We start from the raw sequence: 20,270 nt of genomic DNA on the forward strand, positions 1-20,270 counted from the left end.
AATGAATCAGCGCTGCTTACGCACCTTCGTTGCTTTCAAAATGACAAACTTATTGTTCGTCGCAATCGTCGTGCAATTACCGAAAGCGCGCTTCAGCTTACGGAAGTAGTCGAGATGACGGTTGCCGACGACGTACAGCTCGCCGCCGTATTTCAGGCTGCGGCGGGCGTCGTTAAACATCTGCCAGGCGATATGGTCGGTAATGGCGTGCTGCTGGTGGAACGGCGGATTGCACAGGATCGCCGTAAAGCGGTCCGGCTCAATGCCGGAGAGCGAGTTGTTGACCATAAATTCACAACGGTCAATATCGTCCGGCAGGTTGTGCTCAACGTTCAACCGGCTGGAAGCCACCGCCATGTGCGACTCATCGGTGAACATCACGCGGGCATGGGGGTTCTGCGCCAGCGCCTGCAGGCCTATCACTCCGTTGCCGCAGCCGAGATCGGCGATCTCGCCTTCTAAATCAGACGGTAAATGCTGCAGGAAGAAGCGCGCGCCGATATCCAGACCGCTGCGGGCAAAGACGTTGGCATGGTTGTGGATGGTCCACGGCGTGCCGTCCAGCTTCCAGCTGTAGGTTTGCGGCGCGTCGGCAAGCTCAGGGGCGGTGAAAACGCAGTGGATCAGACGCGCTTTTTTCCACGCCAGCGAGGTGGTGGTGGTGCCGAGGATCTTTTCAAACAGCGCCAGCGTCGAGTTATGCACATCGCGCGCTTTCGCCGCGGCGATAATGCGGGTTTCCGGCGTCACCACTGCGCGCAGGGCGCGCAGCTGCTGTTCCAGCAGCGCCAGCTGCTTTGGCACCTTAATCAGCACCAGCGCCGGCGCGGCCGGCAGCGGGCTCAGGCTATCCTGAAAACGCACACTCTCTTCATCAATGCCGTTCATCCGCAGGTTGTGGCGGGTCGCCAGCTCGGAGATAAAGGAGTCGTTGATGCTCACCGGGTTGCGTTCCGCCAGCGCGCAGGCGAGCGCGCCGAAGCCGTCGTTGAAGATGAGCGTCAGGCCGTCGACGTCATTCACCTGTTGCAGCAGATATTCATCCGCCGCTTCCCACGCCTGAAGCGCTTCTTCTTCAGCGTTAGGTGGGAACCGCTCTAATGTGAATAACTCACCGTTTAACTCTGCCTGGCTCATCGCCTCTCCGCCTCCGGAATAGTAAAACCCGCGAGTTTATACGCAAATCCTGTCCAGTTGAAGAGAGATCGCTGATCATCGCCGCTCAGCGTAGATCGCCCTCGTCATCGGCTCGCAGCAGCGTTATCGAGGCGCGGGCGCCGGGCATCAGCTGCTGCAGATAGCCTACCAGCCGCTCTCCCGCCTCATGCAGGGCCGACAACGGCATCGCCGGCAGGCTTTCGAGAATAAACCACATCGTCTGCGCGCCGCTGTCCAGCCGGGTGCGTACGCCCTGCCGCCAGTTCCAGCGTCGGCAGGTTACGCCTATATCATCCCGCCAGATGACTTCGCCCGGCTCCGGATATTCCACCACCGGCTCTGCCGATTTTAGCGTATCGAATGGCTCATCGCCGCGGGCAATGGCCAGCCGCGGTTCGCCACGGTAGGAGGCCAGATTTTCCCCACCGACCGGGATGGCATAGCGAATGCTGATCGCGTTGTAGATATCCACCACCGGATCGATGGCCGGCAGGCTCCCCTCTTTCAGCACCCGCTTGCGCAGCGCCTGCGCCGAACAGGGGGTACGTTTCGCCTTCGCGCCGAAGGCGCTGAACGCTTCATCCCATGCCGCCAGGTGCGCTTGCGCCCAGGGCACATCATCCTGCTGCACCGCCAGGCAGGCCTCGGCCAGCGCCTGTTCCGCGACGGCGGGATTGGCCACCGGCGCGCTCTCCACCACAATACTTAATGCCCGAAAGCCCGGCGCCAGGCGGCTGACCGCAGATTCGATTGACGGCGTTACGCTACGCATTCGATAATCCTGTAATGACCAATTTGTTTCATCATAGTGACCAATGAACGTAAAAGTCAATATAACGACCGATTCAGGATCTGATGTCGACCAGGTAAGTCGCGCCCTCGCCACGCGGCTGAAGGCCTACCGTAAAGCGAAAAAAATGTCGCTGGACGAGCTGTCGCGCCGGGCCAGCATCAGCAAAGGCATGCTGGTCGAGATGGAAAAAGAGGCCGCCAACCCCAGCATTGCGATCCTCTGCAAACTCGCCGCCGCGCTGGGCGTCTCGGTGGCGGATATTGTCAATGTGGCTAGCGAACCCGCGTTGCATATTATTCCCGCCGAGCAGATCCCCACCCTCTGGCAAGGCCCGCTGGGGGGCAGCGCCAGGCTCCTCGCCGGTACCGCCGGGCCGAATATGATAGAGCTGTGGCGCTGGGAGATGCAGCCCGGCGAAGCCTTTACCTCGCCCGGCCATCCGGCGACGACCTTCGAGCTGCTGCACGTGGAAGCCGGCGCGCTGACGCTGACGCTTGGCGAGACCTGCCGCACGGTGGCGGCCGGGGAATCCGCGGTGGCCCGTACCGAAACAGAGCATGGGTACCGGAATGCGGGGCCCGCGCCGCTGGTCTTTACCATGACCGTGGCTGAACTGCCCTCCTGACAGACATAATGATAAGACGATGACAAAACTCATTTATTTACAGGGCTATCCTGAATCGCTGCTGGCGCAGGTGACCACGTTAATCGAGCAAAACCGCCTTGGAGAGGTGCTGCAAAAGCGCTATCCGCAAGGGCACGACGTTAACAGCGATAAAGCGCTATATCAGTACACCCAGGATTTGAAAAACCGCTTTCTGCGCGGCGCGGCGCCGATCAACAAAGTGATGTATGACAGTAAGATCCACGTGCTGAACAATGCGCTCGGCCTGCATACCGCCATTTCCCGCGTTCAGGGCGGCAAGCTGAAAGCCAAAGCGGAGATCCGCGTGGCGACGGTATTTCGCGACGCGCCGGAGGACTTTTTGCGGATGATCGTGGTCCATGAACTGGCGCATCTGAAAGAGAAGGAGCACAACAAAGCCTTCTACCAGCTGTGCTGCCATATGGAGCCGCAGTACCATCAGCTGGAGTTCGACACCCGCCTGTGGCTGACGCACCTTTCGTTAAATCGTTCTGCGTAGTCACGCACTGGTTTTGTCATGGGGGCATGATAGAGTGACGACAGGTTCCCTTTAATGGAGTTCGTCACCGTTTATGATACGTTTCGCAGTTGTTGGCACAAACTGGATCACTAAGCAGTTTGTCGATGCCGCCCATGAAACCGGCAAATATAAACTTACCGCCATCTACTCCCGCAGCCTCGAACAGGCGCAAGCCTTCGCCAATGACTATCCGGTCGAGCATCTGTTTACCTCGCTGGAGTCGCTGGCGCAAAGCGACGCCATTGACGCGGTATATATCGCCAGCCCGAACTCCCTGCACTTCCCGCAGACGCGGCTGTTCCTGAGCCACAAAAAGCACGTCATTTGCGAAAAACCGCTGGCGTCGAATCTGCAGGAGGTCGAGGCGGCCATCGCGGTGGCGAAAGCCAACAACGTGGTGCTGTTTGAAGCCTTCAAAACCGCCAGCCTGCCCAACTTTCTGCTGCTGAAGGAAACCCTCGGCAAAGTGGGTAAACTGCGTAAAGCCTTCATTAACTACTGCCAGTACTCTTCGCGCTACCAGCGCTACCTCGACGGCGAAAACCCCAACACCTTTAATCCGGCGTTCTCCAACGGTTCGATTATGGATATCGGCTTCTATTGCCTGGCGTCCGCTGTGGCGCTGTGGGGCGAACCGCGGGCCGTTCATGCCACCGCCAGCCTGCTGGACAGCGGCGTGGACGCCCAGGGCACCGTGGTGCTGAGCTACGGCGACTTCGACGTGACGCTGCATCATTCCAAGGTGAGCGACTCGGCGATCCCCAGTGAAATTCAGGGCGAAGACGGCGTATTAGTGATCGAAAAAATCTCCGAGTGCCAGAAGCTGGCGTTTGTGCCGCGCGGCGGCAAAGCCCAGGACCTGACGCAGCCGCAGCATATCAATACTATGCTGTACGAGGCGGAGACCTTCGCGCGGCTGGTGGAAACAGAGGATGTCGACCATCCGGGCCTGGCAGTGAGCCGTATCACGGCGAAACTGTCGAGCGAAATTCGTCGCCAGACCGGGGTGATCTTCCCGGCCGATACGCAGCCGCTGGCGTAAAAGAGTGTAAAGGCCCGTCTGGCCGCCATTGACGAAAACCGCCTCGTGACATATTTTGTTACGAGCAAAGGGGAGTAACTTCCTTGCCGGTCGATCGTCATTACGATGCGTGTAACACCGCATCCGGTCGCCGGGCAATTACCAAAGCCCATCGCGATGAACTTTGGTTGTTGTAAGTGAGACCTTGCCGGAAGGCGAGGTCTATGCATAAAAGCGCAGCGGCTGCCGTCTTCCGACGTCAGCCGTTTTTGTTTTTATGTAAGGAATATCAAATGAATACTGTCGGCACGCCGTTGCTATGGGGTGGATTCGCTGTCGTCGTCGCGATCATGTTGGCGATCGACCTGCTGCTTCAGGGACGACGCGGTTCGCATAGCATGACCATGAAGCAGGCCGCTGGCTGGTCTATCCTCTGGGTCACACTTTCTCTGTTGTTCAACGCCGCGTTCTGGTGGTATCTGGTGCAAACCCAGGGCCGCGCCGTCGCCGATCCGCAGGCCCTGGCCTTCCTCACCGGCTATCTGATTGAAAAAGCGCTGGCGGTCGATAACGTCTTCGTCTGGCTGATGCTGTTCAGCTACTTCGCCGTGCCGCCTGCTCTGCAGCGCCGGGTGCTGGTGTATGGCGTCCTCGGGGCGATTGTTCTGCGCACCATTATGATCTTCGCCGGCAGCTGGCTTATCTCCCAGTTCGACTGGCTGCTGTACGTCTTCGGCGCCTTCCTGCTGTTTACCGGCGTGAAGATGGCGCTGGCGAAAGAGGACGATTCCGGCATCGGCGACAAACCGCTGGTGCGCTGGATCCGCAGCCATCTGCGAATGACCGATAAAATCGAGAGCGAGCGCTTCTTCACCCGTAAAAACGGGGTGCTGTTCGCCACGCCGCTGCTGCTGGTGTTGATTCTGGTCGAGCTGAGCGATGTGATATTCGCCGTCGACAGTATCCCGGCGATCTTTGCGGTCACCACCGACCCGTTTATCGTGCTGACCTCGAACCTGTTTGCCATTCTCGGCCTGCGCGCCATGTACTTCCTGCTGGCGGGGGTCGCTGAGCGCTTCTCGATGCTCAAATATGGCCTGTCGGTGATCCTGGTGTTTATTGGCGTGAAGATGCTGATCGTCGATTTCTACCATATCCCGGTCGCCATCTCGCTGGGGGTCGTGGGTGGTATCCTGACCGTCACGCTGTTGATTAACGCCTGGGTCAACAAGCAGCACGACAAGCAGCGCAAACTGCCTGAGTAACCTGCCTGGCGCGCCGTCGGCCCCCGCTGGCGGCGCGGTAATCGGCTATAGCAAACCTTCTCGTAACGATAATGCCTGCTCATGTCACAATTATGTTGCTACATAGTTAAAAAATAAGATCCAGATTAAAATCACAGTATTTTGCGCTTCCCGCCCGTCATTCTTTCCGTATACTCGACTATGCAAACATATACTTACATCCTGACATAAACGTAACAAATAATACGTGGCTGGGATGGCTTGCTACATCACTGGAAGGAATGAATTATGACCACACGCACTCCCTCATCAGGGTGGCTTTCCCGCCTGGCACAAGGCAGCCTGGTGAAACAAATTTTAGTCGGCCTGGTACTTGGCGTGCTGCTGGCGCTGGTCTCTAAGCCTGCGGCTATCGCCGTCGGCCTGCTGGGGACACTGTTCGTCGGCGCGTTAAAGGCGGTAGCGCCGGTGCTGGTATTGATGCTCGTCATGGCCTCGATCGCCAACCATCAGCATGGACAAAAAACCAGTATCCGCCCCATTCTGTTTCTCTATCTGCTGGGCACCTTCAGCGCGGCGCTGACCGCGGTGTTGTTCAGTTTTGTCTTTCCCTCGACCCTGCACTTAACCACCGCCGCCGACAGCATCACGCCGCCGTCGGGGATTGTTGAGGTGCTGCGCGGCCTGCTAATGAGCATGGTGTCCAACCCGATCGACGCCCTGCTGAACGCCAACTATATCGGTATTCTGGTGTGGGCGGTGGGCCTTGGCTTCGCCCTGCGTCACGGTAACGACACCACTAAAAACCTGATCAACGATGTCTCCCACGCGGTGACCTTTATCGTTAAAGTGGTGATCCGCTTTGCGCCGCTGGGGATCTTCGGTCTGGTCTCTTCCACCCTGGCGACCACCGGTTTTGAAACCCTGTGGGGTTACGCCCAGCTGCTGCTGGTGCTGGTGGGCTGTATGCTGCTGGTGGCGCTGGTGATTAATCCGCTGCTGGTGTTCTGGAAGCTCCGCCGCAACCCCTATCCGCTGGTGCTGACCTGCCTGCGCGAAAGCGGCGTCTACGCGTTTTTCACCCGCAGCTCCGCCGCTAATATTCCTGTGAATATGGCGCTGTGTGAGAAACTGAACCTGGATCGCGATACCTATTCGGTCTCCATTCCGCTGGGGGCAACCATCAATATGGCGGGCGCGGCAATCACGATCACCGTGCTGACGCTGGCGGCGGTCCATACGCTGAATATTCCGGTGGATCTGCCTACGGCGCTGTTGCTGAGCGTGGTCGCTTCGCTGTGCGCCTGCGGCGCCTCCGGCGTGGCGGGCGGTTCGCTGCTGCTGATCCCGCTGGCCTGTAATATGTTTGGTATTCCGAACGATGTGGCGATGCAGGTGGTTGCCGTCGGCTTTATTATCGGGGTGCTGCAGGATTCTTGCGAAACCGCGCTGAACTCCTCAACCGACGCCCTGTTTACCGCCGCCGCCTGCATGGCGGAAGACGACCAGCTGGCGAAAAACGCCCTGCGTAGCTAATGCCTTTCCCCTCCGCTACCGCGCGGAGGGGCTCTCTTCCTGCACCGCGTTTTCAACCCTGAACGGATCGATACCCCGCTTTTGCATCCGGCGGAAGCGAATAATATTCAGGCCGTTGACGATCAGGAAGCTGCCTTCAATCAGCGTCCCGCCGATGGAACCCAGCCACAGGTTATGCGTCACCCAGCAGGCGGTGGAGCACCACATCACGCAGCGGACGGTCAGCCCTTTACAGCGAAACAGCGCCCAGGTGCTGGCGACAGTGCCAATAATCGGCAGCAGCTCCATAGCATGCTGCAGCTTGCCAAGGCCGAGGATCAGCGTCAGAAGGATAAAGATCGTCATCACCCACAGGCTGCGGGTGCGCAGGGAAATGACCGTGCGGAGCGCATTAAGCCCGGCGCTCATCCCGGCAGGCGCGGCGCCCATCAGGAAGAAATGGACGCCGATAACGCCGCTATAGACCGCCAGCTGAAGCCTGAAGCGACGTTCGTCGCGGTTGATAAAGGTGGTAATGCCGATAAGAAAGGCGATGACGCCGACCCCCTGGGCCAGCCAATATGCGGTCATGAAAGCTCCCTGAGAGAAAAAAACAAACGGCGCTTCACAGGCTGAAACGCCGCTGTTGCTTACCCGATGACGCTGCGCTATCAGGCCAATGCGCGATCAACGCCGCCCGGGCGCCAATATGTATACGCCTTTACAGGGTAACACCGCTTTTAAAGATGGCCAGCTCGCGGAAGTCATTCCGCTCATTACAGGTCGGTTTGCCGTTGGCGAAAGCCACAATGGTGTCCACGAACTCCTCCAGCAGCTGCGGCATCGCTTTGCCGTGGATCAGCTGTCCGGCATCGAAGTCGATCCAGTGCTTTTTCTTTGCCGCCAGCTCGCTGTTGGTGGCGATTTTTACCGTCGGCACAAAGCCGCCGTACGGCGTGCCGCGGCCGGTGCTGAACAGCACCATATGGCAGCCGGCGCCGGCCAGCGCGCTGGTGGCGACGGCATCATTGCCCGGCGCGCTCAGCAAGTTCAGACCATGTACCTTCAGACGCTCGCCGTAGCGCAGGACATCCACCACCTGGCTGGAGCCCGCTTTCTGGGTACAGCCCAGCGACTTATCTTCGAGGGTGGTGATCCCCCCGGCCTTGTTGCCCGGCGAAGGGTTTTCGTAAATAGGCTGGTCGTGAGCGATAAAGTACTGCTTAAAGTCATTGACCATGGTCACCAGCTTGTCGAAGGTCGCTTCGTCGCGGCAGTGGCTCATCAGCAGCTGTTCGGCGCCGAACATCTCCGGCACTTCGGTCAGCACGGTGGTGCCGCCGTTGGCGATCACATAGTCTGAGAAGCGCCCCAGCATCGGGTTAGCGGTGATGCCGGACAGGCCGTCCGACCCACCGCACTCGAGGCCAAACTTCAGCTCGCTCAGCTTGCCCGGCTGACGTTTATCCTGACGCATCACGTCATACAGCTGGTGGAGATGCGCCACACCCACCTCCACTTCATCGTCCTGATGCTGACAAACCATAAAGTGCACGCGCTGCGGATCATACTCGCCCAGCGTTTCGCGAAAAGCATCCACCTGGTTGTTTTCACAGCCAAGGCCCACCACCAGCACCGCTCCGGCGTTCGGATGGCGGACCATATTCTGCAGCATGGTGCGGGTATTGATGTGGTCGTCCCCGAGCTGTGAGCAACCGTAGGTATGGCTGAAGAGATGCACCCCATCGATATCCTCGGCGCCGTTCGCCTCTTTCAGAAAACGGTTCTGCATCTGGCGGGCCATGGCGTTGACGCAGCCGACGGTCGGCAGGATCCATAGCTCATTGCGCACCCCGACGTCGCCATTGGCGCGACGATAAATCTGCACTTCGCGATCCGCTGGCTGCGGCGGTTGGGCAACCTGCTCCGGTTGATAGCGATACGCGTCAAGGTCGCTGAGATTGGTGCGCGTATTGTGCGCATGGACATGCTCGCCCGGCGCGATATCCGCCAGCGCATGGCCAATCGGCAACCCATACTTAACGACGTTTTCCCCTTTCGCGATAGCGCGCAGTGCAAACTTGTGTCCGCGAACGATATCCTGACCGAGGGTGACCGGGTCATTGTCGATCGTCACCACGCTACCGGCCGTCATATCCGCCAGCGCGACCGCGACGTTATCCTGCGAATGGATTTTGATGTATTGCATATCAACCGACCTCTGGTCTTAGTTCAGTTCAATGGCGAAATAGTCACGCGCATTGTTAAAGCAAATGTTTTTCACCATCTCGCCCAGCAGCGCGATATCCGCAGGCGCTTCGCCGGCGGCCACCCAACGGCCGATCATCTGGCACAGAATACGACGGAAGTATTCGTGGCGGGTGTAGGAGAGGAAGCTGCGGCTGTCGGTCAGCATCCCGACAAAGCGGCTCAGCAGGCCGAGCTGCGCCAGCTGGGTCATCTGCCGCTCCATGCCGTCTTTCTGATCGTTGAACCACCAGCCGGAGCCGAACTGCATCTTGCCCGGCATCCCTTCGCCCTGGAAGTTACCGATCATGGTGCCCAGCACTTCGTTATCGCGCGGGTTCAGGCAGTAGAGAATGGTTTTCGGCAGCAGGTTCTCTTCGTTCTGCTTGCTCAGCAGCTTAGACAGCTCTTCAGCCATCGGACGATCGTTGATCGAGTCAAAGCCAACGTCCGGGCCTAACAGTTTGAACTGACGCAGGTTGTTATTGCGCAACGCGCCGATGTGGTACTGCTGCACCCAGCCGCGACGGGCATACTCTGCGCCGAGGAACACCAGCACCGCGGTTTTGAACTGCGCCACTTCGCGTTCGCTGAGGGTTTCGCCAGCCAGGCGACGCGCCAGAATGGCGTCCAGCTCGGCGTCAGTCGCTTCCGCAAACAGCACCACGTCCAGGGCGTGGTCGGAGACTTTGCAACCGTGAGCGGCAAAGTGGTCCAGACGTTTGGTCAGCGCGCTTTGCAGGTCCGCAAAACGGCGAATATCGGTGTCCGACACTTCACCCAGCTTAGCCATATAGTCATTGAAGGTCGCCTGCTCGATGTTGAACGCTTTATCCGGGCGCCAGCTCGGCAACACTTTGATATCAAATGAAGTGTCTTTAGCGACAACCGCATGGTGTTCCAGGGAATCAATCGGATCGTCGGTGGTGCCGACCATCTTCACATTCATCTGCTTCATGATCCCGCGGGCGGAGAAGGCGTCCTGGGCCAGTAACGCATTGCACTGGTCCCAGATCTCATCGGCGGTGGAAGGCGACAGCAGCTTACCTGTAATACCAAATGGGCGACGCAGCTCTAAATGGGTCCAGTGGTATAACGGGTTGCCAATCGTGTGAGGCACGGTGGCTGCCCAGGCGTCAAATTTCTCGCGATCGGAGACATCACCGGTACACAGACGCTCCGGCACGCCGTTGGTGCGCATTGCGCGCCATTTATAGTGATCGCCTTTCAGCCAGATGTCATACAGATTTTTGAAACGGTAATTTTCGGCAACCTGCTGCGGCGGAAGGTGGCAATGGTAGTCGAAAATAGGCTGATCTTTGGCGTAATCGTGGTACAGGCGGCGGGCAAATTCGCTATCGAGTAGAAAATCTTCGGTCATAAACGGTGTCATTCGTGTGTCCTCTTCGCTCCGGAGCGGGAGCCTTTCAGATGATTGACTACAATGCTGACAAAGTTATCACACCAATTTCCACAGACCGAACTGTTTTTCGTGAGTTAGATCAATAAACGCTGATAAAAAAAACCGCCTGCGCGCGGCAAACATCTCGCCAGAGCGCGCCGTATCTGGCTTTCTTCGCCAATCATAAAGACCACACTAACTTTCCCGCTTTTGTGACAGCACTCAACTTTTAAAGTTGTATGACAAGTTATCTTTCTGCCGTCGCAACATATAAACCGACGGAATGCTTTACCGGTGTTTATGGCATCGGCTTATACGGAATGGATACCGACTTTTTACATAACAACTGATGGTAAGGTTCGGGCCAGAGGGGACCGCCCTCCTGAACCCTCCGTTTCGCTTTCCCGACCGCGTATCGCCGTCAGGAGAGGCCGCACCTGGTGCGGAGAAATTACAGACGATGAGGTTTACATGCGTAAAATTAAAGGGTTACGTTGGTACATGATCGCACTGGTGACGCTGGGCACCGTGCTGGGCTACCTGACCCGTAACACCGTGGCGGCGGCCGCGCCGACGCTGATGGAAGAGTTACACATCTCGACCCAACAGTACTCCTATATCATTGCAGCCTATTCCGCTGCCTATACCGTCATGCAGCCTGTCGCAGGTTATGTTCTTGATATTCTGGGGACTAAAGTCGGCTATGCCTTCTTCGCTATCGCCTGGGCGATATTCTGCGGCTCGACCGCCCTCGCCGGCAGCTGGGGCGGCCTGGCGCTGGCCCGCGGCGCGGTGGGCGCGGCGGAAGCGGCGATGATCCCCGCCGGGCTGAAAGCCAGCTCCGAATGGTTCCCGGCAAAAGAGCGCTCTATCGCGGTGGGCTACTTCAACGTAGGTTCCTCTATCGGCGCCATGATCGCGCCGCCGCTGGTGGTGTGGGCGATCGTCATGCACAGCTGGCAGATGGCGTTCATTATCTCCGGGGTTCTGAGCTTCGCCTGGGCCATCGCCTGGCTGATCTTCTACAAACACCCGCGCGACCAGAAGAAATTATCTGACGAAGAACGCGACTACATCATTGGCGGCCAGGAGTCTCAACACCAGACCAATAATGCGAAGAAAATGTCGCCGTGGGAGATCCTGCGCAACCGTCAGTTCTGGGGTATCGCCCTGCCGCGCTTCCTCGCCGAGCCGGCCTGGGGGACCTTTAACGCCTGGATCCCGCTGTTCATGTTTAAGGTTTACGGCTTTAACCTGAAAGAGATCGCGATGTTTGCCTGGATGCCGATGCTGTTCGCCGACCTCGGCTGCATCGTCGGTGGATACCTGCCGCCGCTGTTCCAGCGCTGGTTCGGCGTCAACCTGATCGTGTCGCGAAAAATGGTGGTCACCATGGGCGCCCTGCTGATGATTGGCCCGGGGATGATCGGCCTGTTCACCAGCCCGTACGTGGCGATTGCCCTGCTGTGCATCGGCGGGTTTGCTCACCAGGCGCTGTCCGGGGCGCTGATTACCCTCTCTTCCGACGTCTTTGGCCGTAACGAAGTCGCTACCGCCAACGGTCTGACCGGGATGGCCGCCTGGCTGGCGAGCACCATGTTCGCTCTGGTCGTCGGCGCGCTGGCAGACACCATCGGCTTCAGCCCGCTGTTTGCGGTACTGGCGGTCTTTGACCTGCTGGGCGCGCTGGTCATCTGGACGGTGCTGAAAAACAAACCGGCTGACGATGACACGACGCCGCTTAGCAGCCGCAAACCGGCCACCCAGAGTTAGAGACGCTTATGCTGAGGTGATCGTCTGCCAAGCCGCCTTCTCAGGCGGCTTTTTCATCCCTGCCAGTGGTGGAAATCGCGTAAAAGTGGTATAACAAATCGAATATTGTCGCCATCTTGCGGGAGCGAATATGGAAATCATTGAACCACGCCGTCTTTATCAGCAACTTGCCGCTGAGCTGAAGACGCGCATCGAACAAGGTGTCTACCTTGTAGGGGATAAGCTGCCCGCCGAGCGCTTTATCGCCGATGAAAAAAACGTTAGCCGCACCGTGGTTCGTGAAGCCATTATCATGCTGGAAGTGGAAGGCTATGTCGAAGTCCGCAAAGGGTCGGGCATTCACGTCATCTCCAACCATCCGAAATACCAGCAGGTGGCCGATGAAAGCCTGGAGTTCGCCAACTATGGCCCCTTTGAGCTACTGCAGGCGCGGCAGCTTATTGAAAGCAATATCGCCGAATTCGCGGCCACTCAGGTGACCAAGCAGGACATCATGAAGCTGATGGAGATTCAGGAGAAAGCGCGCAACGAAAAGTGTTTCCGCGACTCCGAATGGGATCTGCAGTTTCACGTCCAGGTGGCGCTGGCCACGCAGAATAGCGCCCTGGCGGCGATCGTGGAAAAAATGTGGACCCAGCGCGTGCATAACCCGTACTGGAAAAAGCTGCATGAGCATATCGATCTGCGCACCGTCGATAACTGGTGCGACGACCACGATCAGATCCTGAAGGCTCTGCTGCGTAAAGATCCGAACGCCGCCAAACTGGCGATGTGGCAGCATCTGGAAAATACCAAGCAAATGCTGTTTAACGAAACCAGCGACGACTTTGAATTTAATGCCGATCGCTACTTATTTGCCGAAAACCCGGTGGTTCATCTCGATACAGCGGCCAACGGCGCGAAATAAGCCTTTATCCCCCCGGCGCGCGGCCCCTGCGCGCCTGTTCCCCATGCAGGCTGGGGTAAGCAAAACATATATAGTGTCAGCCTGTGTAAATCCTCTCGCCTCCCATCGCCGCAATCAGCAAAATCAACGAGCAACACCTTGCAATTTCTCTGACGGAAAGTCAGGTGATTTGTTACAATTAGATGCATTTTGCCGTTCTGGGAGTAGGTATCGACTTACTTCAATTTTATACAGGGAAGCGTTCAGAGCGCCGAAGCAGCGACCATAATCTCATAAAAATCTTGTCGCCCTACATGCCGCGCGCTCAGACGTGCCGTTAACCGATGTACCAGGAATCGTGAATGGAACTATTAACCCAGTTATTGAATGCCTTGTGGGCTCAGGATTACGAAACGCTCGCGAATCCCTCCATGATTGGCATGCTGTATTTTGTCTTGTTTATGATTTTGTTCCTTGAGAACGGGTTACTGCCTGCCGCGTTTTTGCCGGGGGACAGCCTGCTTGTGCTCGTGGGCGTGCTGATCGCCAAAGGGGCGATGGGCTTTCCGGAAACATTGCTGCTGCTCACCGCCGCCGCCAGCCTCGGCTGCTGGCTGAGCTACATCCAGGGGCGTTGGCTGGGCAATACGCGGATCGTGCAAAACTGGCTGTCGCATCTGCCCTCTCACTATCATCAGCGCGCGCATCACCTGTTTCATAAACATGGGCTCTCCGCGCTGCTGATCGGCCGCTTCATCGCCTTCGTGCGCACGCTGCTGCCGACCATCGCCGGGCTTTCCGGCCTCAATAACGCCCGCTTTCAGTTCTTTAACTGGATGAGCGGCCTGCTGTGGGTGCTCATCCTGACCTCGCTGGGCTATCTGCTGGGCAAAACCCCGGTATTCCTTAAGTATGAAGATCAGCTGATGTCCTGCCTGATGCTCCTGCCGGTTGCGCTGTTGGTCTTCGGACTGGTCGGCTCGCTGGTGGTGCTGTGGAAGAAAAAATACAGAAGCCGGGGCTAATGATGGTCATAAAACGCCCTTCCCTGCGCCAGCTCAGCTGGCTGCTGGGTGGCTCTCTTCTGCTCTGCGCGCTGTTCTGGCTATGGCTGGCGGTGCAGCAGCAAGAGGCCACGCTGGCGATCCGTCCGGTTGGCCAGGGCGTCAGTATGCCGGATGGTTTCTCCGTCTGGCATCACCTCGACGCCAACGGTATCCGCTTCAAGAGCATTACGCCGCAAAAGGATGGCCTGCTGATTAAGTTTGATTCCACCGCCCAGGGCGCGGCGGCGAAAGAGGTTCTCGGCCGCGCTCTGCCTCATGGTTATATTATCGCCTTGCTGGAAGACGATAACTCGCCTACCGCCTGGTTATCCCGCCTGCGCGACGCGCCGCATCGGCTCGGGTAAACGGCCGTCAGACTGCGTTTTCAACGCAGTCTGGTGGTTTCCCGCATTTGTTACTATGCTTAAACCTGCGTGAATCAACGCATTCACGTTTACCAACGGGAACGGGTTTATCCTCCGGGTATCCCCTAAGACAATGGAAGGTACTATCCATGAAACACCGCATCGCTCTGCTTCTGGCCCTGTCTTCACTTAGCGCCAGCGCCATAGCCGCCTCTCCCTGCCAGGAAAAAGAGCAGGATATTCAACGAGAGATCAGCTATGCCGAAAAGCATCACAATCAAAGTCGCATTGATGGGCTAAATACCGCGCTACGCCAGGTACGGGAGAACTGCAGCGACAGTAAACTCAAAGCCGATCATCAGCAAAAAATTGCCAAACAGCGGGAAGAGATCGCTGAACGTCAGCGCGATCTGCAGGAAGCCCGGAAGAAAGGCGATGCGGACAAAATCAACAAACGCCAGCATAAACTCAATGAAGCGCAACAGGAGTTGAAAACGCTGGAGTCTCGGGATTACTAATCACTATTAACTTTCGCAATACGGACCACGCTACAGGAGAACGACATGGCTAAAGAGAATGTGACTGACGACCTTCGTGCAGAACTGAAAACGCTGGCGGACACCCTGGAGGAAGTACTGAATTCCTCGGCGGACAAGTCGAAAGAAGAGATGGGTAAACTGCGCAGTAAAGCCGAGAGCGCGCTGAAAGAGAGCCGCGCCCGTCTGGGTGAGACCAGCGAAGCGATTCTGCGTCAAACTCGTGAGACCGCCGCGCGAGCGGATGATTATGTTCGCGAAAATCCGTGGACAGGGGTCGGGATTGGCGCCGCCGTCGGGCTGGTGCTGGGTGTCCTGCTGTCGCGTCGCTGATTATGGCAAATACTCAACACACGCAGGGGCCGGGTCAGCGCGTCTTCTCCATTGGCCAGCGTATCGTTACGCTGCTGGTCGAAATGGTGGAAACACGGCTGCGCCTGGTCGTCGTGGAGCTGGAGGAGGAGAAAGCCAACCTCTTCCAGCTGCTGATCATGACCGGACTGACGCTGCTGTTTGCCGCGTTTGGCCTCATGAGTCTTCTGGTGCTGGTTATCTGGGCCGTTGACGCTCAGTACCGCCTGCACGTCATGATCGCCACCACCGTCGTGCTGCTTCTCGCCGCCGCGATTGTCGGTATCCTTACCTTACGTAAGGCGCGACGCTCCACGCTGCTGCGCCTGACGCGAAGAGAGCTGGAGAACGACCGTGCCCTTCTGGAGGAAGATAAACCATGAATGGCCGACAGGAGCGTGAACGGCAAAAGGCGCAGCTGCTGCGCCAGATCCAGCAGCAACGGCTGGAGCTGAGCGCCTGTCGCCGTCACTGGCTGGAAGCGACTGCGCCCTTAGACCGCGGCTGGCATACGCTGCTTAGTTTACGTTCGTGGCTGATGGTGGGCAGCGGTCTGATGGCCGTGTGGTCCGTCCGACACCCGCATTTTTTAATGCGCTGGACCAAACGCGGACTGGGTTTATGGAGTACCTGGCGGCTGGTCCGCGGGATCCTGCGCCAGTCGGCAGTTCGTTAGCCGCCCGGAGCGCGGGCGCTTTTCCCGGCGCCCCGCTCTGCCACTTCCTCGCTCGATACGCAACGCCGTGCGTAAAAACTTGCCCCCTGGCCGCCATCCGCGGTCAGCCAGCCCTCTGATCCCATGCCATTCCGCCCGGCCAGGCCTTTACCAGCGCCGGTCGTGACCTATCGCGTTGTGGCATTTTTCGCCCCCTCTTACCGATTACTCAGAAACTTTGAACTAGATCTACAGTTTTCCTTGCTAACAATTCCCTCTCCGCCTCGCTACTATCCTCTCCATCGACAGCAACCCCGCGTAACTACGCGGGATTGCGCTAAAAAACAAAACCGCCGCCCTTTGGGTTTTCTGGAGTAAGAAATGAAAAAATTAGAAGATGTTGGTGTACTGGTAGCGCGCATTCTGATGCCGATTCTGTTTATCACTGCAGGATGGGGCAAAATCACCGGTTATGCGGGAACCCAGCAGTATATGGAAGCCATGGGCGTACCGGGTGCGCTGCTGCCGCTGACCATTCTCCTTGAATTCGGCGGCGGACTGGCGATTCTGTTCGGTTTCCTGACCCGGACCACCGCGCTGTTCACCGCAGGCTTTACGCTGTTGACCGCGTTCCTGTTCCACAGCAACTTTGCGGAAGGCGTGAACTCCCTGATGTTCATGAAAAACCTGACCATCGCTGGCGGTTACCTGCTGCTGGCCATTACCGGACCGGGCGCCTTCAGTATCGACCGTGTACTGAATAAGAAATGGTAAGCGCACTATACTGAATGAATGAATGAATGAATGAATGAAAAAGCGAGGAGACCACTCCTCGCTTTTGCTATCTGAAGTCTGAAGGAGGAATAAAGATGGGACAATTAGTCGACGGCGTCTGGCAGGATACCTGGTATGACACAAAATCCACCGGTGGGCGTTTTAAGCGTTCCGTTTCCGCCTTCCGTAACTGGCTCACCGCCGATGGCGCGGCCGGACCGAGTGGTGAAGGGGGATTTGCGGCGGAAAAAGATCGCTATCATCTGTACGTCTCTCTCGCCTGCCCGTGGGCGCATCGCACGTTAATTATGCGTAAGCTGAAAGGACTGGAGCCTTTTCTCCCTGTCTCCGTGGTCAATCCGCTGATGCTGGAAAACGGCTGGACTTTTGACGACAGCTTCCCGGAAGCCACCGGTGACACCCTTTATCAGCACGATTTTCTCTATCAGCTGTATCTGCACGCCGACCCGCACTACACCGGTCGCGTCACCGTCCCGGTACTATGGGATAAAAAACAGCAGACCATCGTCAGCAATGAGTCGGCAGAAATCATCCGTATGTTTAATACCGCCTTCGATGGCCTGGGCGCCAGAGCCGGGGATTACTACCCGCCGGCGCTGCGGGAAAAAATCGATGAACTGAACGGCTGGATATATGACAACGTCAATAACGGCGTGTATAAAGCCGGCTTTGCCACCAGTCAGCAGGCTTACGACGAAGCGGTGGATGCGGTGTTTACCTCGCTGGAGCGGCTGGAGCAGATCCTCGGTCAGCATCGTTACCTGACGGGCAATCAGCTGACGGAAGCGGATATTCGCCTGTGGACGACGCTGGTACGCTTCGACCCGGTGTATGTGACCCATTTTAAATGCGACAAACGACGCATCAGCGATTATCTCAATCTCTACGGCTTCCTGCGCGACATCTACCAGATGCCGGGTATCGCGGAGACGGTGAGCTTTCCGCATATTCGTCACCACTATTACCGCAGCCATAAAACCATTAACCCTACCGGCATCATCTCCATTGGGCCGCAGCAGGATCTCAGCGAACCACACGGTCGCGACCAGCGCTTCCGTTGATCCGTCGGGCGCCAGTGATGGCGCCCAATAATTCAGAAAACAGATATTTACCCACCATTCATTCACGTCTATTCTTATTGCGATCGCTTAAAAAACAAGTGATTGACGGTTAATTGAGGCGTAGAAATGGACTGGTATCTCAAGGTATTAAAAAACTATATAGGATTTGGCGGCCGTGCGCGGCGCAAAGAGTACTGGATGTTTATTCTGGTCAACCTCATCCTGACCGGCGTATTGAGCATCATCGATAAAATGCTGGGCTGGCAGCGGGCGGGCGGCGAAGGCATTCTGACGACCATCTATGGCATACTGGTCTTTTTACCGTGGTGGGCGGTGCAGTTTCGGCGTCTGCACGACACCGACCGTTCGGCATGGTGGCTGCTGCTGCTGTTGATCCCGGTCATCGGCTGGCTGGTGATCCTGATCTTTAACTGCCAGCGCGGAACGGAAGGCAACAACCGATTCGGGCCCGATCCAAAACCCTTTTCCTACTGATCTTCCTGCTCCTCCCGCTAGCGGGAGGAGCGTCCTCGACTATCTGCCGGCAAACAGCTTAGGGATTTCACGCAGGCACCAGGACTTCGCTTCGCCCATGCTGTCCCGTCGCCAGGCCATGATAATGTCAATTTCATTGGTATATTCCGGACTGACCACCCGCAAGCGTCCTTCAGCAATATCCTTCTCCACCAGCGGATAGGGCATGGTCGCCACGCCTAATCCGGCCAGCAGCGCCTGACGCTTATCTTCAATGGTGCTCACCGTTAAGCGCGGCTGTTTATCCAGCAGCTGAACGGTGAGAACGGGCCGCTCGCGCGCGGTATCCGCCACCGCGACGCCACGGTATTTGACGCGGGTGACCTCGGAGAGCGGTTCAGGCTCCTGGTGGATCGGGTGGTCCGGCGCCGCGACGTACACGCTGAGCACCGAATAGAGTTTGCGCGAGTTAATCTCCGAGGAAGAACGAAAATGCATATCCGGCGCGACAACGATATCCGCCCGCCCCTGCTCCAGCCGCTCCCAGGCGCCGGCCAGCACCTCGGTGATAATCGACAGCTGGGTGTTGGACTTGGTCGCCAGTTTCTCAATCAGCGGAAACAGATCCGGCGTGGGCATCAGCGCTTCGGTGACGATCGTCAGGTGAGTTTCCCAACCGCGAGACAGGGCTTCGGCATCGGTGGTGAGCTTGTCCGCCGCCTCGAGCAGCACGCGACCGCGCTCCAGCAGCATACGCCCGACGTTGGTGAACTTTGTGCGATGACCTGAGCGGTCAAACAGCACCACGTCCAGCTCTTCCTCCAGTTTTTGCATGGTGTAGCTCAGGGCGGAAGGCACGCGTCCCAGCTCATCAGCCGCGGCAGCGAAGCTCCCGCGACGATCGATCGCATCCATCACGCGTAACGCTTCCAGCGTTAATGCTCTCTCTTTAGCCATCGCTTTCTCATTCAGGAAATTTGAACATACCGGGCAGAATATCTGGCTAACAATACAGCGTCCATACCTTTACCATTGATTTAGTGTAAAGAGAGGTCAAGAACATGATTACTACCCGAACAGCCAAACAATGCGGACAAGCAGACTTCGGCTGGCTGCAGGCCCGCTACACCTTCTCCTTTGGCCACTACTTCGACCCAAAATTACTGGGCTTCGCGTCCTTACGCGTTCTCAATCAGGAAGTGCTGGCCCCCGGGGCCTCGTTCCAGGCCAGAACGTATCCCAAGGTCGATATCCTGAACCTGATTCTGGAAGGCGAAGCGGAGTATCGCGACAGCGACGGCAATCACCTGCAGGCCAGGGCCGGCGACGCGTTGATTATCGCCACTCAGCCTGGCGTGAGCTATAGCGAGCACAATCTGAGCAAAGAGCAGTCGTTAACGCGAATGCAGCTATGGCTCGATGCCTGCCCGCAGCGGGAAAACCCGCTGCAGCAGAAAATCGAGGTCGCCAAGGCGCCGCTACAGCTGCTGGCCTCACCGGATGGGGGGAATAATAGCCTCCAGCTTCGCCAGCAGGCCTGGGTCTATCATATCGCGCTGGAAAAAGGTGAGCAGATCAACGTGCAATTGCATGGCCCGCGCGCCTACCTGCAGTCGATCCACGGCACCGTCCATGCCGTCGCGCAGGAACAACCCAAACAGGCTCTCACCTGTGGTGATGGGGCATTTATTCGTGACGAAGCTAACATTACCCTCGTCGCCGATACGCCGCTGCGCGCTTTGCTGATAGATTTACCGGTGTAACAACGGAAGGGATGGAGTC

General features: G+C 57.5%; 23 protein-coding genes. 17 read left to right on the top strand and 6 right to left on the bottom strand.

Annotated features, from left to right (window positions below; translation table 11 throughout):
• Positions 1–6: 6 nt before the first annotated feature.
• Together rlmG and AC6CWS_RS17620 are read right to left on the bottom strand one after the other, a co-directional pair.
• Positions 7–1,137 carry a 23S rRNA (guanine(1835)-N(2))-methyltransferase RlmG gene (gene rlmG, locus AC6CWS_RS17615; RefSeq protein WP_023291080.1) on the bottom strand — a complete coding sequence of 377 codons (1,131 nt, stop codon included), beginning with the start codon at positions 1,135–1,137 and terminating at the stop codon, positions 7–9.
• Positions 1,138–1,222: 85 nt separating this feature from the next.
• Positions 1,223–1,930, bottom strand: coding sequence for a B3/B4 domain-containing protein (locus AC6CWS_RS17620; RefSeq protein WP_080901671.1), 708 nt, complete (start codon positions 1,928–1,930; stop codon positions 1,223–1,225).
• Between the two features lie 43 nt (positions 1,931–1,973).
• Between AC6CWS_RS17620 and AC6CWS_RS17625 the strand changes: the two genes are divergently transcribed.
• The 5 genes from AC6CWS_RS17625 (at position 1,974) to sstT (ending at position 6,918) form a co-directional block, all read left to right on the top strand.
• A complete protein-coding gene (locus AC6CWS_RS17625; protein ID WP_065882621.1) occupies positions 1,974–2,576 on the top strand; it encodes a helix-turn-helix domain-containing protein in 603 nt (200 codons plus the stop codon).
• 19 nt (positions 2,577–2,595) lie between these two features.
• Positions 2,596–3,096 carry a M48 metallopeptidase family protein gene (locus AC6CWS_RS17630; protein WP_023291083.1) on the top strand — a complete coding sequence of 167 codons (501 nt, stop codon included), beginning with the start codon at positions 2,596–2,598 and terminating at the stop codon, positions 3,094–3,096.
• 73 nt (positions 3,097–3,169) lie between these two features.
• Positions 3,170–4,159, top strand: a complete 990-nt coding sequence (locus tag AC6CWS_RS17635) for a Gfo/Idh/MocA family protein (protein WP_023291084.1) — start codon at positions 3,170–3,172, stop codon at positions 4,157–4,159.
• 272 nt (positions 4,160–4,431) lie between these two features.
• Positions 4,432–5,403 carry a TerC family protein gene (locus tag AC6CWS_RS17640; protein WP_004188496.1) on the top strand — a complete coding sequence of 324 codons (972 nt, stop codon included), beginning with the start codon at positions 4,432–4,434 and terminating at the stop codon, positions 5,401–5,403.
• A 267-nt stretch (positions 5,404–5,670) separates the two neighbouring features.
• A complete protein-coding gene (gene sstT / locus AC6CWS_RS17645; protein ID WP_023291085.1) occupies positions 5,671–6,918 on the top strand; it encodes a serine/threonine transporter SstT in 1,248 nt (415 codons plus the stop codon).
• A gap of 15 nt (positions 6,919–6,933) precedes the next feature.
• Here the strand turns inward: sstT and AC6CWS_RS17650 are convergent, their stop codons facing one another.
• From AC6CWS_RS17650 to uxaC, 3 genes are all read right to left on the bottom strand, one after another.
• The gene (locus AC6CWS_RS17650) at positions 6,934–7,488 is read right to left on the bottom strand and encodes a YgjV family protein (protein ID WP_065882620.1); all 555 of its coding nucleotides are present in this window, start codon (positions 7,486–7,488) and stop codon (positions 6,934–6,936) included.
• A gap of 130 nt (positions 7,489–7,618) precedes the next feature.
• The gene (locus tag AC6CWS_RS17655; RefSeq protein ID WP_065882619.1) at positions 7,619–9,106 is read right to left on the bottom strand and encodes a UxaA family hydrolase; all 1,488 of its coding nucleotides are present in this window, start codon (positions 9,104–9,106) and stop codon (positions 7,619–7,621) included.
• A gap of 18 nt (positions 9,107–9,124) precedes the next feature.
• Positions 9,125–10,537, bottom strand: coding sequence for a glucuronate isomerase (gene uxaC, locus AC6CWS_RS17660; RefSeq protein WP_065882618.1), 1,413 nt, complete (start codon positions 10,535–10,537; stop codon positions 9,125–9,127).
• Positions 10,538–11,017: 480 nt separating this feature from the next.
• On the opposite strand from uxaC, the gene AC6CWS_RS17665 reads away from it, so the two are divergent.
• From AC6CWS_RS17665 to AC6CWS_RS17715, 11 genes are all read left to right on the top strand, one after another.
• The gene (locus AC6CWS_RS17665) at positions 11,018–12,319 is read left to right on the top strand and encodes an MFS transporter (RefSeq protein ID WP_023291089.1); all 1,302 of its coding nucleotides are present in this window, start codon (positions 11,018–11,020) and stop codon (positions 12,317–12,319) included.
• A 130-nt stretch (positions 12,320–12,449) separates the two neighbouring features.
• Complete coding sequence (gene exuR / locus AC6CWS_RS17670) at positions 12,450–13,226, top strand: transcriptional regulator ExuR (RefSeq protein WP_004206120.1); 777 nt, start codon at positions 12,450–12,452, stop codon at positions 13,224–13,226.
• 341 nt (positions 13,227–13,567) lie between these two features.
• Positions 13,568–14,230 (top strand): DedA family general envelope maintenance protein YqjA, encoded by a 663-nt coding sequence (gene yqjA / locus AC6CWS_RS17675; RefSeq protein WP_023291090.1) that lies wholly within the window; start codon positions 13,568–13,570, stop codon positions 14,228–14,230.
• A gap of 8 nt (positions 14,231–14,238) precedes the next feature.
• Positions 14,239–14,616, top strand: a complete 378-nt coding sequence (mzrA, locus tag AC6CWS_RS17680) for an EnvZ/OmpR regulon moderator MzrA (protein WP_072096611.1) — start codon at positions 14,239–14,241, stop codon at positions 14,614–14,616.
• A 149-nt stretch (positions 14,617–14,765) separates the two neighbouring features.
• Entirely contained in the window at positions 14,766–15,134 is a 369-nt protein-coding gene (locus AC6CWS_RS17685) for a DUF1090 domain-containing protein (protein WP_004206124.1), read from the top strand.
• A gap of 45 nt (positions 15,135–15,179) precedes the next feature.
• Positions 15,180–15,485 (top strand): ElaB/YgaM/YqjD family protein, encoded by a 306-nt coding sequence (locus tag AC6CWS_RS17690; RefSeq protein WP_002917916.1) that lies wholly within the window; start codon positions 15,180–15,182, stop codon positions 15,483–15,485.
• Between the two features lie 2 nt (positions 15,486–15,487).
• Positions 15,488–15,886, top strand: a complete 399-nt coding sequence (locus AC6CWS_RS17695; RefSeq protein ID WP_023291093.1) for a phage holin family protein — start codon at positions 15,488–15,490, stop codon at positions 15,884–15,886.
• Positions 15,883–16,179: a YqjK-like family protein gene (locus AC6CWS_RS17700; protein WP_023291094.1), complete on the top strand. Its 297-nt coding sequence runs from the start codon at positions 15,883–15,885 to the stop codon at positions 16,177–16,179. Before AC6CWS_RS17695 ends, AC6CWS_RS17700 begins: the two co-directional genes overlap by 4 nt.
• A gap of 360 nt (positions 16,180–16,539) precedes the next feature.
• The gene (locus AC6CWS_RS17705; RefSeq protein ID WP_002917920.1) at positions 16,540–16,932 is read left to right on the top strand and encodes a DoxX family protein; all 393 of its coding nucleotides are present in this window, start codon (positions 16,540–16,542) and stop codon (positions 16,930–16,932) included.
• 95 nt (positions 16,933–17,027) lie between these two features.
• The gene (locus tag AC6CWS_RS17710) at positions 17,028–18,014 is read left to right on the top strand and encodes a glutathione S-transferase family protein (protein WP_023291095.1); all 987 of its coding nucleotides are present in this window, start codon (positions 17,028–17,030) and stop codon (positions 18,012–18,014) included.
• Between the two features lie 126 nt (positions 18,015–18,140).
• Positions 18,141–18,509, top strand: coding sequence for a DUF805 domain-containing protein (locus AC6CWS_RS17715; RefSeq protein ID WP_017900662.1), 369 nt, complete (start codon positions 18,141–18,143; stop codon positions 18,507–18,509).
• Between the two features lie 39 nt (positions 18,510–18,548).
• On the opposite strand, the gene AC6CWS_RS17720 is transcribed toward AC6CWS_RS17715, so the two are convergent.
• The gene (locus AC6CWS_RS17720; RefSeq protein ID WP_498256430.1) at positions 18,549–19,445 is read right to left on the bottom strand and encodes a LysR family transcriptional regulator; all 897 of its coding nucleotides are present in this window, start codon (positions 19,443–19,445) and stop codon (positions 18,549–18,551) included.
• 104 nt (positions 19,446–19,549) lie between these two features.
• Here AC6CWS_RS17720 and AC6CWS_RS17725 point away from each other — a divergent pair, with 104 nt between their 5' ends.
• Positions 19,550–20,251 (top strand): pirin family protein, encoded by a 702-nt coding sequence (locus AC6CWS_RS17725; protein WP_065882616.1) that lies wholly within the window; start codon positions 19,550–19,552, stop codon positions 20,249–20,251.
• Positions 20,252–20,270 lie beyond the last annotated feature (19 nt).

The organism is Klebsiella sp. M041, from assembly GCF_059759695.1.

Excerpts from the sequence above, each read along its gene's own strand:
- rlmG (WP_023291080.1), bottom strand. The coding sequence starts at position 1,137 with ATGAGCCAGGCAGAGTTAAACGGTGAGTTATTCACATTAGAGCGGTTC.
- AC6CWS_RS17620 (WP_080901671.1), bottom strand. The coding sequence starts at position 1,930 with ATGCGTAGCGTAACGCCGTCAATCGAATCTGCGGTCAGCCGCCTGGCG.
- AC6CWS_RS17625 (WP_065882621.1), top strand. The coding sequence starts at position 1,974 with ATGAACGTAAAAGTCAATATAACGACCGATTCAGGATCTGATGTCGAC.
- AC6CWS_RS17630 (WP_023291083.1), top strand. The coding sequence starts at position 2,596 with ATGACAAAACTCATTTATTTACAGGGCTATCCTGAATCGCTGCTGGCG.
- AC6CWS_RS17635 (WP_023291084.1), top strand. The coding sequence starts at position 3,170 with ATGATACGTTTCGCAGTTGTTGGCACAAACTGGATCACTAAGCAGTTT.
- AC6CWS_RS17640 (WP_004188496.1), top strand. The coding sequence starts at position 4,432 with ATGAATACTGTCGGCACGCCGTTGCTATGGGGTGGATTCGCTGTCGTC.
- sstT (WP_023291085.1), top strand. The coding sequence starts at position 5,671 with ATGACCACACGCACTCCCTCATCAGGGTGGCTTTCCCGCCTGGCACAA.
- AC6CWS_RS17650 (WP_065882620.1), bottom strand. The coding sequence starts at position 7,488 with ATGACCGCATATTGGCTGGCCCAGGGGGTCGGCGTCATCGCCTTTCTT.
- AC6CWS_RS17655 (WP_065882619.1), bottom strand. The coding sequence starts at position 9,106 with ATGCAATACATCAAAATCCATTCGCAGGATAACGTCGCGGTCGCGCTG.
- uxaC (WP_065882618.1), bottom strand. The coding sequence starts at position 10,537 with ATGACACCGTTTATGACCGAAGATTTTCTACTCGATAGCGAATTTGCC.
- AC6CWS_RS17665 (WP_023291089.1), top strand. The coding sequence starts at position 11,018 with ATGCGTAAAATTAAAGGGTTACGTTGGTACATGATCGCACTGGTGACG.
- exuR (WP_004206120.1), top strand. The coding sequence starts at position 12,450 with ATGGAAATCATTGAACCACGCCGTCTTTATCAGCAACTTGCCGCTGAG.
- yqjA (WP_023291090.1), top strand. The coding sequence starts at position 13,568 with ATGGAACTATTAACCCAGTTATTGAATGCCTTGTGGGCTCAGGATTAC.
- AC6CWS_RS17685 (WP_004206124.1), top strand. The coding sequence starts at position 14,766 with ATGAAACACCGCATCGCTCTGCTTCTGGCCCTGTCTTCACTTAGCGCC.
- AC6CWS_RS17690 (WP_002917916.1), top strand. The coding sequence starts at position 15,180 with ATGGCTAAAGAGAATGTGACTGACGACCTTCGTGCAGAACTGAAAACG.
- AC6CWS_RS17695 (WP_023291093.1), top strand. The coding sequence starts at position 15,488 with ATGGCAAATACTCAACACACGCAGGGGCCGGGTCAGCGCGTCTTCTCC.
- AC6CWS_RS17700 (WP_023291094.1), top strand. The coding sequence starts at position 15,883 with ATGAATGGCCGACAGGAGCGTGAACGGCAAAAGGCGCAGCTGCTGCGC.
- AC6CWS_RS17705 (WP_002917920.1), top strand. The coding sequence starts at position 16,540 with ATGAAAAAATTAGAAGATGTTGGTGTACTGGTAGCGCGCATTCTGATG.
- AC6CWS_RS17710 (WP_023291095.1), top strand. The coding sequence starts at position 17,028 with ATGGGACAATTAGTCGACGGCGTCTGGCAGGATACCTGGTATGACACA.
- AC6CWS_RS17715 (WP_017900662.1), top strand. The coding sequence starts at position 18,141 with ATGGACTGGTATCTCAAGGTATTAAAAAACTATATAGGATTTGGCGGC.
- AC6CWS_RS17720 (WP_498256430.1), bottom strand. The coding sequence starts at position 19,445 with ATGGCTAAAGAGAGAGCATTAACGCTGGAAGCGTTACGCGTGATGGAT.
- AC6CWS_RS17725 (WP_065882616.1), top strand. The coding sequence starts at position 19,550 with ATGATTACTACCCGAACAGCCAAACAATGCGGACAAGCAGACTTCGGC.